Source organism: Pseudomonas abietaniphila (assembly GCF_900100795.1).
Taxonomy (GTDB): Bacteria; Pseudomonadota; Gammaproteobacteria; order Pseudomonadales; family Pseudomonadaceae; genus Aquipseudomonas; species Aquipseudomonas abietaniphila.
On sequence record NZ_FNCO01000007.1, the window covers coordinates 345,955 to 357,714 of the forward strand.

Here is an 11,760-nt window from a genome sequence, read left to right on the forward strand (position 1 = left end):
TCAGGGACGCCTCGATAAGGCGTGATCTAGACGAGGTTGCACAAGGCCGGCAAGTCGACAGGCGCTTGAAGAAACCGACGGGTGCCAAATAGAAGGACTGGCGCAACCGCTGTAGCGCCATGCGGCCCCCTAACATTCAATTATTGCTTTGACCACACCTTGGCCCGGATCCAGTAACGTCGGGAATTGGGTCGGCACGTCACTCAAACTCATACGGTGAGTATTAAGGGCGGCATCAGGGATCAAGCCGTCGCGAAGGCATTGCTGAACATAATGAAAATCTTCTGCCGTAGCATTTCGACTACCCAACAAAGTGGCTTCCCGCTTGTGAAATTCCGGATCAGAGAAAGTGAGGGTGTCTTTAACCACCGAGATCATCACGTATTTGCCACCATGGGCGATGAACTCGAAGCCGCGCTCCATGGCCTTGGGATTGCCGGTCGCGTCAAATACCACGTCAAAAAACTCGCCATGCGTGAGCTCTGCCAGCCGCTCCTTATCGCCGACACCGACTTCCACCGTCGCAGCAACATGCAGTTGCTCGCGGCAGAATTGGAGGCGGTCAGCACGGGTGTCAAGCACGCTGACAGTGGCGCCTTTGAGATTTGCAAAAATGGCTGCCGCCATCCCAATGGGCCCGGAGCCTACAACCAACGCACGCTGACCTGATTGAATATCAGCACGCCTGACCGCGTGCGCACCTATGGACAAGAATTCGATCATCGCGGCTTGATCCAGAGTGATTCCTTCAGCCTTGTGGATGAACTCATCCGGCAGGCTCAGGTACTCGGTAAACGCGCCATCCCGATGCACGCCCAACACTTGGATGCGTGTACAGCAATTGGTTTTTCCCTGCCTGCAGGCGATGCAGTCGCCGCACGAAATGTAGGGCATCACGTACACAACATCTCCGGGTATCAGACCGCTTGTGGCACCGCTCTCTTCGACGATCCCTGAAAACTCGTGTCCCATGACCCGGGGATATTCCAGGTAGGGCTGGTTCCCGGTAAAGATATGAAGGTCTGTGCCGCAAACCCCCACACGTTTAATTCGAATTAAGGTCTCCCCTTCCCGGCGTGTTGGAAGGCTGGTTTCCACAGCAGTCAGCGACCCCGGTTTTTCACACACAATTGTGAGCATGATGATTCTCCAGACCTGCATGTTTAAGCTGCGAGGTCGTCGAAAGGTTGGCAGAGTCAGGATGGGTTAGCGGTGCGCCAGCTGATCAATGCGATAAAAATGCTTGGCGTTCAGCCCCATTATCAAAGCCTCACCCTCGCGGACGGTTTGGTCTTTATGCTCTCGAAGGTACTCGGTCGAGATACGCACCCACTGTTGATAGCTGGAGGCCAGATTGACCACTGGCCAATCACTCCCCCATATGACGCGCTGGACGCCAAACGCCTCGAGAATCGCGTCCATGTAAGGCTGTAGCGCCTCTCGGCCATCATTTGGCGCAGCTTCCGTGAGCAGTCCGGACAGCTTGCAGTGCACATTGGAAAGCGTCGCCAAACGGTGGAGGTCATCCCGCCACGGGGCAGCCACCCGATTGGCAATATCGGGTTTTCCGGCATGATCGATGACAACGCGCAAGCCTTGATTGCGCTCGGCAAACCGATAGAGCCCAACCAGGTGCTGCGGTAAAACCAACGCATCAAGACTCAAGTCGTGCGCAATGAGTGCCTGTATTGCGGGTTGGATGTGATCGCTCTCGATCCAGTTGTGGGCTGGCAAGTTCTGCAGCATTACGCGCACACCCTTGAGTTTCGGATGGCGAGCCATTGCAGCAATCTGGGAGGCAGCGTCAGTGGCCATTAGGTCGACCCACCCGACTACCCCCAGGATGCTGGCGTGTTCATTGGCTAATCCCAACAGGTATTCCGTGTCTCCTGGGTGCGGGTTTGACTGCACGGCGACGGTTCCGTCAATGTGGGACGCTCGACGAAGCTCAGCCAGATCAGCCGGGGTAAAATCTCGATAGATCGTGGTGAGCTCAGAGGGTGGCCAATCACCGTACCCATGGTTCAGATGCCAAAAATGCTGGTGAGCGTCTATGCGAAAACTCATAGAGCCCCCTTGGGCAGTGGAGATTCTGGGTCTATAAGTCCCTGCTCAACGAGCGCTTCCCAGAAAGCATCAGGAATGCTCTGCTCGAACCATTGAATACTGCGCTCAAGTTGCTGCGTTGTGCGTGTGCCAACAACGCAGGACACCACCGCGGGGTGAGCCATCGGAAATTGCAGCGCAGCGGCGGGAAGCGCTACGTCGTACTCCTGACAAACGGACTTGAGCGCCTCAACCCTCTTGACCACAGCAGCAGGCGCCTCGCCATAATCAAAATGTTTTCCGCCGGCGAGAATGCCGGAGTTGAAGACCCCTCCGATCACGATCGCATTGCCTTGGGCCAGGCAAATATTCATCAAAGGTTTGAGGCTTTCTTGTTCCAGGAGCGTGTAGCGCCCGGCCAAGAGTGTGCAGTCGAGCTTGCATTCATTCATGCTGTCCTGAACGACTTCCCACTCGTTTACTCCTAACCCGACAGCCGCGACCGTTCCATCCTTGCGCAGTGCTTCCAACGCGCGGAATCCGCCGCCTTTAGTGAGCTGCTGCCAATAATGGTCGTGCAGTTCACCATGGGTCATCCGGCCGATGTCGTGTACGTACAAAATGTCAATTTTGGAGAGCCCGAGACGTTGAAGGCTGTCGTCGTGGGAGCGCCGGATGCCGTCATAGCTGTAATCGTACCGAGGGCGAAATGGCAAAGGATTAGCCCAGCCATCGTCTCCCCTTCGCACTGAGTCATCAGGAACGAGTAGCCGACCTGCTTTTGTACTCAATATGAAGTCTGTCCGGGTACGCTCGCTCAGGCTTGTGCCCACTCGGCGTTCGGAACGGCTGTAGCCATAGAAAGGGGCAGTATCGAAATATCGGATCCCCCTGTCCCAGGCGGCCTCTAACGTTTGAGACGACTGTAAAAGCGAAACCTCTTGAAAAAGCCCTCCGACTTGGGAGCAGCCGAGTCCAAATACACCTATTTCAATCGAACCGCCAATGAGCGAACGCGTCTCAGTGATTTGCATAGCTGCAGCCACCTTTATCGATTAATACAAGACGTTTTTCGCCTCAGTGCTATCTATGTTTGATTTATCGATAAGCAGCACGCCGGTATCGATCGTTTTCGGCACTTGCGTTCGGGCAATAACCTTGGCCACCGAGGTCACAGAATCCAATCCCATCTTGTAAGAGCTTTGAACCACAATGGAGTCGAGGGTGCCGTCCTTGACGAAGTTCTGGAGATCCTCATTGCCGTCAAACCCAATGGCGACGAGTTTTCCGGCCTTACCCGCTTGCGCAATACCTCTCGCCATCCCAACGGCCGTGGGCTCATTGGCGCCATAGATACCTTTTAGGTCCGGATTCGCCGACAGAACGTCTGTTGTCTGATTAAGCGCGTTCGCCATCTGCGACTGTGAGTAAAAAGGGCCAACGATCGTTAAATTAGAATGCTGCTTTATATAATGGGTGAAGCCGCCCACACGGCCAATTTCCGACCCTGCTCCAGGGACGTAGGACATAATCGCGATCTTCCCTGTCTTCCCTACTTTTTCAATCATCCGCTGCGCGCACAACTCACCGGCTTTGGTGTTATCCGTCGAAAGAAATGATTGATAGTAGGCAGCACCCTCCGCAGAAACGGTGGAGTCGATGAGAACGACGGGGATATGGGCTTCCCAAGCCTGCTTTATGGCGGGCACCAATGCGTCTGGATCAGACGCGGCCAGGACAATCCCCGAGACGCCACGGTTCACCGCGTTAACCACCATATTCACTTCATCAGCGATAGCCGATTCGGAGGCTGGCCCTTGAAAAGTGACCGTGGCATTCGGTAAATCCTTAGCGGCTGCCTGGGCTCCCTTCTGCACGTTTTGCCAGTAGTTGGAATTCGAGCTTTTTACAATGACAGCAATTTCACTGTTGGCCGCCATGGAAAATGGTGAAGTGAGCGAGGCCGCCACAGCAAGCGTGATGATATTCAGCGTTTTCATGGTAGACAGTCCATTTTGTTTTTATATATTAAGTTCAGGATTTTCGATTTCTGAGTTGATCGATACACACAGTGAGCAGGATGACGACGCCAATAATGATTTGCTGAGTAAAACTCGACACGCCGAGCATGTTCAGGCCATTGCGCAAAATCCCAATGGTGAATGCGCCAATGACGGTTCCCGAGACGCTCCCGATTCCCCCAGATAGGGAAGTTCCGCCAATGACTGCGCTGGCAATAGCATCGAGTTCATACATCACGCCCTCGTTTGGTTGGGCCGTTACCAAGCGGGACATAAGGACGCACCCCGTCAAGCCGGCGAGCACACCAGACAACACGTAAGTGAATAGCGTCACGCGAGCGACATTGACGCCGGACAATCGCGCGGCCTCAGCATTCGAGCCGACCGCATAGATGTGCCGCCCTAATCGCGTACGGCTTAATACGAGCCATAGCCCAACAGCAAGGACAATCATGATGACGACGGGGTAAGGGATGCCTGGAAAGATGACATTCGGGAAACCGTCATCGCCCATACGTTCTATCCTGAAGAGCGTTCCGTTACCTAACGTCGCGAAACCCTGACCCAGGCCCGACACCGGCTGCGCATCGGTAAGACGCAGCGCAAAACCCCGGGCAACCAGCATCATCCCGAGAGTGGCGATGAATGGCGGGAGCTTCAAACGGGTAATGAATAAACCGTTGATTGCCCCGCATATACCTCCCACGGTGAGGCCCACCAGGATCCCTAAGGGAATTGATGCGCCAGCCTTGATAGCCAGGGCATCGGCGACGCCGGCCAATGCCAGGACCGAGCCCACGGAAAGGTCGATGCCGCCGGTAATGATGACCGCCGTTGCCCCCAGACCCAAGAACGCGATTGATGTGACCTGGAGGGCGACACTCATCCCGTTGCCCATAGACATGAAGGCTTGGCTAGTCGTGGCAAAGACAATGATCAGAGCAAAAAGACTGGCCAACGCACCAAACTTCTGCAGAAGCTCGCCGCGCCTTTCTTTATTCACTGAGCCCACGCCGCCAGGTTCCGACTGCTTACTGATACTGAGATCGCTCATTGTGTGTACCCCGAAGCGAAGTGCATGATTTCTTCTTGTGATGTATGGCGTGCCTGTAGCTCGGCCGTCAGTCGACCTTCGTGAAAGACTAAAATCCGGTCACTCATCCCAAGCAGTTCCGGGAGCTCCGAGCTGATGAGAACAACCCCAATGCCCTGCGCTGCCAACGTGTCCATCAACTCGTAAATCGCGTATTTGGCGCCCACGTCGATACCTCTCGTAGGCTCATCAAAAAACAGGATTTTCGAATCACGGAACAGCCATTTACCAATCACGACTTTCTGCTGATTACCGCCTGACAGAAGCCGAGTCGCCTGACGTGTCGAGGGCGTACGGATGCCGAGGCTTTTAATGTATTTATGAGCTGCCGCTTCTTCTTCCTTGAATTTGATGAACCCAAAGGCGTTACAGACTGCATCCATATTGGCCAGGGTTATATTGCTGGCCAAGGACATCTTGAGCGCCAGCCCATCACTCTTTCGGTCTTCTGAGAGATACGCTACTCCGTGACGGATAGCGTCTTGCGGGGTGCTGATCGAAACCGTCTGTCCCTGAAGTTCCAAGCTCCCCGTGTCGATAGCGTCAGCGCCAAATATAGCGCGCGCTATTTCTGTCCTCCCGGCGCCCATCAACCCGGCAAACCCCAGGATTTCGCCCTTGCGCAAATCGAAATCAATTGACTGGAACGCACCTTTGCGCCCGAAATTTTTTACCTTGAGCAAGACTTCCTGGGTGGGTTTGCCAGTACGGGGAGGGAATTTCTCGTCGAGTGATCGACCCACCATGTCGGCAACGATTTGATTGACGGACGTTTCGCTGAATCGTCTCGTGGAGACGTGACCTCCGTCGCGCATGACGGTAACCCGATCGACAATATGCTGCATCTCGTCCAAACGGTGGGAGATGTAGAGCATTCCCACGCCCTGCACCTTGAGTTCTTTGACGATACGGAAAAGCTGCGCTGTCTCGGTCTCCGTCAAGGATGAAGTGGGCTCATCGAGTATCAACACTTTGGCATTGAGCGAGAGCGCTTTGGCGATTTCGACCATCTGCTGCTGAGCAACCGAAAGCGTGTTGACCAACGTCGTCGGATCAATATTGACCGCCAGGCGGTTCAGGCAATCTTGAGTATCGGCGATCATTTTGCGGCGGTTGATGAACCCAAGCCTTACCGGTTCTCTGGCCAGATAAACGTTTTCAGCCACCGATAGGTGCGGTACCAGATTCAACTCCTGATGGATGATGGCAATGCCCATCCGCTCCGCATCATTTACGGATTTGAACGTTCGCTTTTCCCCTAAATACGTAATGCTGCCCTCATCGGGGGATAGTTGACCGCTAATGACCTTCATCAAGGTGGATTTGCCGGCACCGTTTTCGCCGCAGATCGCATGCACCTCGCCTGCCTGTAGGTCGAGAGTGACGCCCTTGAGCGCCAGCACGCCTGGGAAGCGCTTGACGATACCTTCCAGATGCAAACAAGGAAGACGCGTGAAAGGTTCAACTGCAGGCCCGTCAGGCCGAGAAGACAAAACGTTCAAGATGGCGCTCTCATTTATTTTTATCGAGGGCCATGGCCCGCTTGGAGAATCACTGCGACCAAACTATATGAGCTCGAAAAGAGTGGCAAGACCAATTTTAATTTTTTGGATTTGGCCTGACCAGTTTCGCTTTACCTCTGCTATCGCCGGTTTCAAGCGAATCGGCGGCTCCTATGCGAAGCCTCGCAAGCTGGCAGATTCCGCGCCCGTCCTGTCAAGAACTGAGCGCGTGGTCAGCGCGCTGACGTCACTACGCCACGGCATCCAGCTCCACCAACATCTGCGGCGTGATGGTCAGCTCACTGGCGGTGAGGTTTTCCCGCAGATGCGCCACCGACGACGTGCCCGGAATCAGCAGGATGTTCGGGGCACGTTGCAGCAGCCAGGCCAGCGCCACCAGGAGCGGCGAAGCGTCCATTCGCGTCGCGACGCTGGACAGGACGTCCGATTGCAGTGGCGTAAAGCCGCCCAGCGGAAAAAACGGCACGTAGGCGATGCCTTGTTTGCCCAGGTCGGCAATCAGTTGCTCGTCGTCGCGGTGAGACAGGTTGTAATGGTTCTGCACGCACACGACATCGGCGATGGATTGCGCCTGCTTGACCTGTACCGCCGTGACGTTGCTCAGGCCCAGATGCCGAATCAGCCCTTGGCGCTGCAGCTCGGCGAGCGCGGTGAACTGTTCTTCGATGGACTCCTCGCCCGGTGAATGCATGTTGCCCCAGGCGCGCAGGTTCACGACGTCCAGCACTTCCACCCCCAGATTGCGCAGATTGTCGTGCACAGCCTTGATCAGCTCAGCCGGGCTTTGTGCCGGATTCCAGGAAGCGTCTTCACCCCGTTGAGCACCGACCTTGGTGACGATGACCAGCTCGTCTGCATAGGGATGCAGCGCTTCGCGGATCAACTGGTTGGTGATGTGAGGGCCGTAGAAGTCGGACGTGTCGATGTGGTTGACGCCCAGCGCCAGCGCCTCGCGAAGGACCGCGACGGCTGCTTTGGGGTCCTTGGGCGGACCGAACACGCCCGGCCCGGCCAGTTGCATCGCACCGTACCCCATGCGATTGACGCTGCGATCGCCGATGTGGAAGGTGCCTGCCTTGTTTGCGTTACTCATGCCGTTTGCCTCTTTCAAGAAGTGTTCGGCCACTATAGGCATTGACCACTTCGCTGATAATCAGGTGCAATCGGCACAGGTCGTACGGGTGAGCGAACAATGGCAGCGGATATTCAAGACTTGTTGGCCTTCGTGGCCGTGGTGAACGCGGGTGGCTTTCGTGAGGGTGCCCGCACGAGCGGTAAGTCGGCGTCGAGCCTGAGTGACGCCGTGCGACGCATCGAGTCCCGGCTCGGCGTGCGCTTGCTCAACCGGACCACGCGCAGCGTAGTGCCGACCGAGGCTGGCGCCAGACTGATGGAGCGGATCGTTCCAGCGCTGGGCGAAGTCGAGTCCGCCATGGATGTGGTGAACGATTTCCGTGACCGACCCTCAGGCACACTGAAGCTCAACGTGCCCGCCAGTGCCGCGCGCCTGGTATTGCCCGCGATCATCACGCCCTTTCTGCAGGCACACCCCGACATCCGTCTGGAGGTGATCGTTGAAGAAAGCTTCGTCGACATGCTGGCCGCCGGTTGCGATGCGGGCATTCGTTACGACGATCGCCTGGAGCAGGACATGATTGCCGTGCCGATCGGGCCCCGGATTCAGCGCTTCGCCACGGCAGCATCGCCCGCATATCTGAACGCCAGAGGACGCCCTGAGCACCCTCGCGACCTGCTTGAACACGATTGCCTGCGCGGCAAATTTCCCAGCGGCGCGATACCCTTGTGGGAGTATGAGCGTGACGGCGAAATCCTGCGCGTCGACCCGACCGGCCCGCTGCTCGTCAACATCGCCGGCGCTGTCGACCTCGCCGTACAGGCCGCCATCGACGGGCTCGGCATTGTCTTCCTTTTCGAAGACTGGCTGCGCCCTCATCTGGAAAGCGGCGCACTGGAACCGGTGCTTGAGCCGTGGTGGCAGAGCTTCAGCGGCCCCTTCCTTTATTACTCGGGGCGCCGCTACCTGCCCTCGCCGCTTCGGGCGTTTGTGGACTTCATCAAGACGGGCCAGGCATCGAACGCAGGACCTGTCCCCTGACGTTTTGATCCTTGAGAATCACGTCCGCGCCCTCTCCCCGATCATGTCGTACAGCTGCTGCGCCGCCGCCGACAACACCCGGCCCCGACGACGAATCAGACCGACCGTGCGGCTGACCACGGGATCGACCAGCGGAACGCTGACCAGTATCGGGTGACCGTCTTCGGGCATCGCCAGTCGCGGAACCGCGGCGATGCCAACGCCGGCTTCGACAAGGCTGACCACGCTCATGACATGCCGAACCTCGCAGAACGAGCGCGGCAGATCCGCGCTGTCCGCAAGCGCGAGATCCAGCAGCAACCGGTTGCCGCTGGCCTTGGCCACACTCATGTAGTCGTACTGCTTCAGCTCGGCCCACGTCACCTGGTCCCTGTCCGCCAGAGGATGATCGCGCCGGCAGGCCACCACGAACGCCTCCTTCAGCACGGCCTGAAAATCGATGTTGGCTTCCTGCACGCCAATGTAGTTCAGGCCGAAATCCGCCTCGCTGCGCACAACGCTCGACAGCACATCACTGGCGCCATCGTCCATGACCCGAATGACGATACCCGGGTAGCGTTCGTGAAATTCGCGCAGGACGTGGGGCAGAAAATAACGCACAACGGACGGCACGCAGGCCACGGTGACTTCGCCGCTCATGCGCCCCGCCACATCCCCCAACCCGATCAGTGACTCATCGAGGCTGTTGAGTATGTCCCGGGCCTTGCGCGCAAAATCGCGACCAAAAACGGTGAGATCGACACGGCGAGTGGTCCGCTCAAGCAGGCGCACGCCCATCTTGGCTTCCAGCTTCGAGATCCGCCTTGAAAGCGCGGGTTGTGACAAATGCAGGTCCAGCGCCGCCGCGCTGAACGTCCCCAGCTCTGCGACCGCAACGAAGGCGCGCAGATCGCTCATTTCCAGGTTCATGTTTGGCATGCATAGATCCATGAGATTGTTGCAATTCAAATGCTACCACTGCTGCTTCATGATCGCTGGGTGCTGCTCGGCACGTGCATTCAAACAATCATAAATAAGGAGCGCACTCCCATGACAACGATCAATCGACGCGGACTTCTCAAGGTGGGCGCTATTGCCTCGGTGGCGGCCGCCACGCCCGGCCTGTCCCTTTCAGCCATGGCGCAGGGGGAAAAAATGAAAACAGCCGAATCCGCCCCCTCGTCACCGCCCGAACCGGTCACCCGGATACTGGCGCATTACCTGGTCAATGCTCGCTACGAGGACCTTCCCGCGAACGTGCGTAAAGAAGGCACGCGGACCCTGCTGAACTGGGTCGGCGTCGCCGTGGGCGGCTCGCACCATGAAACGGTGGCGCGCGCCCTGTCCGCGCTCAAGCCTTTTTCGGGACCGCCGCAAGCGGGTTTGCTGGGTCGGTCGGACCGACTGGACATCATGAACGCCGCATTCCTCAACGGCGTCGCCAGTCACATTTTCGACTTCGACGACACCCACCTCAAAACCATCATTCACCCGGCAGGTCCGGTCGTCTCGGCGATTCTCGCGCTGTCGGAATACCACCCAGTGTCTGGCAAAGACTTCCTTAACGCGCTGGTGCTCGGTGTCGAAACCGAATGCCGGATCGGCAATGCGGTGTACCCCAATCACTATGACGTTGGCTGGCACATCACCGGAACCGCCGGGGTGTTTGGCGCAGCGGCGGCCGCCGGGAAGATCCTCGGTCTGAGCGAACAACAAATGGTCTGGGCGCTGGGCCTGGCAGCATCGCAACCGGTGGGTCTGCGTGAATCGTTCGGGTCGATGAACAAGAGCTTCAACCCAGGTCGCGCCGCAAGCAATGGCTTGTTCGCCGCACTCCTGGCCTCCAAGGACTACACCAGTTCCGACGGCATGATCGAAGCCAAGCGCGGTTGGGCCAACACCATCAGCACCAAGCAGGACTATCGCGAGATCACCGAGGGGCTTGGGCAACGCTATGAGTCGGCGCTCAATACCTACAAACCGTTCGCCTGCGGCATTGTGATTCACCCGGCGCTGGACGCTGCCATTCAGCTGCGCAATCAGTACGCACTCACCGACGATCAGATCAGCCGTGTCGACCTCAAGGTGCACCCGTTGGTGATCGAGCTGACCGGCAAGAAGACACCGAAAATCGGTCTGGAGGGCAAGTTCAGCATCTACCATTCGGTGGCCGTCGCGCTCATTGAAGGGGCCGCGGGGGAGCGGCAGTACAGCGACCGCGCAGTGAACGATCCCAAAGTGATTGCCCTGCGCGAACGGGTGACCGCAACCATCGATCCTGCGATCAAACCGGAGCAGGTCGACATAACGATTACGCTGAAAGACGGTCGCGTCCTGCATAAATTCATCGAGCACGCGATTGGCAGCCTGGAAGTCCCGATGAGCGATCAGCAACTGGAGGCCAAATTCACGGATCTGGCCAAGGGCATCCTGCCCGATGCTCAGGTGCGCAGGCTGATCGAAACCTGCTGGTCGGTGGAAAACCTGGGCAGCGCGGCGGACATCGCCAAGGCGGCAGTGGTGTAATCGGAGTCTGGTTTCTGGCGGCCAGCCTGACGAACGCGATGGGTCAGCAGCATCATCGGTCAGACACGCCGCATTCGCTGCCCTCGTAACCTCGGACGTCTTACAGGGACCGCGTGACACGATGGTGGCTGCCCGGCACAAACCTTGTGGGAGCTGCAGGAGGTTACGACGGTGGCGAATGCGGTCTATCACCCGCCAGAAGTGTGTTGACTGTACCGGCCTCTTCGCGGCCCTCGTAACCTCGGACTGCTCCTACAGGGACCGCGTGACGCGATGGTGCTGCCCGGCACAAACCTTGTGGGAGCTGCAGGAGGTTACGACGGTGGCGAATGCGGTCTATCACCCGCCAGAAGCGCATTGGCTGTACCGGCCTCTTCGCGGCCCTCGTAACCTCGGACTGCTCCTACAGGGACCGCGTGACGCGATGGTGGCTGCCCGGCACAAACCTTGTGGGAG

At 57.6% G+C, this 11,760-nt stretch carries 10 protein-coding genes; 2 read left to right on the plus strand and 8 right to left on the minus strand.

The annotated features are described in order from the left end of the window. Window positions 1-129: 129 nt before the first annotated feature. From BLS87_RS16160 to BLS87_RS16190, 7 genes are all read right to left on the minus strand, one after another. The gene (locus BLS87_RS16160; RefSeq protein ID WP_074753479.1) at window positions 130-1,140 is read right to left on the minus strand and encodes a zinc-binding alcohol dehydrogenase family protein; all 1,011 of its coding nucleotides are present in this window, start codon (window positions 1,138-1,140) and stop codon (window positions 130-132) included. A 66-nt stretch (window positions 1,141-1,206) separates the two neighbouring features. Continuing rightward, on the minus strand, window positions 1,207-2,067 hold the full coding sequence (locus tag BLS87_RS16165; RefSeq protein ID WP_074753480.1) for an amidohydrolase family protein: 861 nt from the start codon (window positions 2,065-2,067) through the stop codon (window positions 1,207-1,209). Continuing rightward, on the minus strand, window positions 2,064-3,080 hold the full coding sequence (locus BLS87_RS16170) for an aldo/keto reductase (protein ID WP_074753481.1): 1,017 nt from the start codon (window positions 3,078-3,080) through the stop codon (window positions 2,064-2,066). The genes BLS87_RS16165 and BLS87_RS16170 overlap by 4 nt, the downstream gene beginning before the upstream one ends. Window positions 3,081-3,101: 21 nt before the next feature. Further along, complete coding sequence (locus tag BLS87_RS16175) at window positions 3,102-4,046, minus strand: ABC transporter substrate-binding protein (protein ID WP_074753482.1); 945 nt, start codon at window positions 4,044-4,046, stop codon at window positions 3,102-3,104. Window positions 4,047-4,080: 34 nt separating this feature from the next. After that, the gene (locus tag BLS87_RS16180) at window positions 4,081-5,121 is read right to left on the minus strand and encodes an ABC transporter permease (RefSeq protein ID WP_074753483.1); all 1,041 of its coding nucleotides are present in this window, start codon (window positions 5,119-5,121) and stop codon (window positions 4,081-4,083) included. Then, window positions 5,118-6,662, minus strand: a complete 1,545-nt coding sequence (locus BLS87_RS16185) for a sugar ABC transporter ATP-binding protein (RefSeq protein WP_074753484.1) — start codon at window positions 6,660-6,662, stop codon at window positions 5,118-5,120. The genes BLS87_RS16180 and BLS87_RS16185 overlap by 4 nt, the downstream gene beginning before the upstream one ends. A 250-nt stretch (window positions 6,663-6,912) precedes the next feature. Further along, complete coding sequence (locus tag BLS87_RS16190) at window positions 6,913-7,776, minus strand: aldo/keto reductase family oxidoreductase (RefSeq protein WP_074753485.1); 864 nt, start codon at window positions 7,774-7,776, stop codon at window positions 6,913-6,915. 99 nt (window positions 7,777-7,875) lie between these two features. Between BLS87_RS16190 and BLS87_RS16195 the strand changes: the two genes are divergently transcribed. Beyond that, complete coding sequence (locus tag BLS87_RS16195; RefSeq protein WP_074753486.1) at window positions 7,876-8,799, plus strand: LysR family transcriptional regulator; 924 nt, start codon at window positions 7,876-7,878, stop codon at window positions 8,797-8,799. A gap of 18 nt (window positions 8,800-8,817) precedes the next feature. On the opposite strand, the gene BLS87_RS16200 is transcribed toward BLS87_RS16195, so the two are convergent. Next, window positions 8,818-9,717, minus strand: coding sequence for a LysR family transcriptional regulator (locus tag BLS87_RS16200; RefSeq protein ID WP_244165844.1), 900 nt, complete (start codon window positions 9,715-9,717; stop codon window positions 8,818-8,820). A 111-nt stretch (window positions 9,718-9,828) separates the two neighbouring features. Here BLS87_RS16200 and BLS87_RS16205 point away from each other — a divergent pair, with 111 nt between their 5' ends. Then, on the plus strand, window positions 9,829-11,304 hold the full coding sequence (locus BLS87_RS16205; protein ID WP_074753487.1) for an MmgE/PrpD family protein: 1,476 nt from the start codon (window positions 9,829-9,831) through the stop codon (window positions 11,302-11,304). Window positions 11,305-11,760: the final 456 nt, after the last annotated feature.

Excerpts from the sequence above, each read along its gene's own strand:
- BLS87_RS16160 (WP_074753479.1), bottom strand. The coding sequence starts at position 1,140 with ATGCTCACAATTGTGTGTGAAAAACCGGGGTCGCTGACTGCTGTGGAA.
- BLS87_RS16165 (WP_074753480.1), bottom strand. The coding sequence starts at position 2,067 with ATGAGTTTTCGCATAGACGCTCACCAGCATTTTTGGCATCTGAACCAT.
- BLS87_RS16170 (WP_074753481.1), bottom strand. The coding sequence starts at position 3,080 with ATGCAAATCACTGAGACGCGTTCGCTCATTGGCGGTTCGATTGAAATA.
- BLS87_RS16175 (WP_074753482.1), bottom strand. The coding sequence starts at position 4,046 with ATGAAAACGCTGAATATCATCACGCTTGCTGTGGCGGCCTCGCTCACT.
- BLS87_RS16180 (WP_074753483.1), bottom strand. The coding sequence starts at position 5,121 with ATGAGCGATCTCAGTATCAGTAAGCAGTCGGAACCTGGCGGCGTGGGC.
- BLS87_RS16190 (WP_074753485.1), bottom strand. The coding sequence starts at position 7,776 with ATGAGTAACGCAAACAAGGCAGGCACCTTCCACATCGGCGATCGCAGC.
- BLS87_RS16195 (WP_074753486.1), top strand. The coding sequence starts at position 7,876 with ATGGCAGCGGATATTCAAGACTTGTTGGCCTTCGTGGCCGTGGTGAAC.
- BLS87_RS16200 (WP_244165844.1), bottom strand. The coding sequence starts at position 9,717 with ATGCCAAACATGAACCTGGAAATGAGCGATCTGCGCGCCTTCGTTGCG.
- BLS87_RS16205 (WP_074753487.1), top strand. The coding sequence starts at position 9,829 with ATGACAACGATCAATCGACGCGGACTTCTCAAGGTGGGCGCTATTGCC.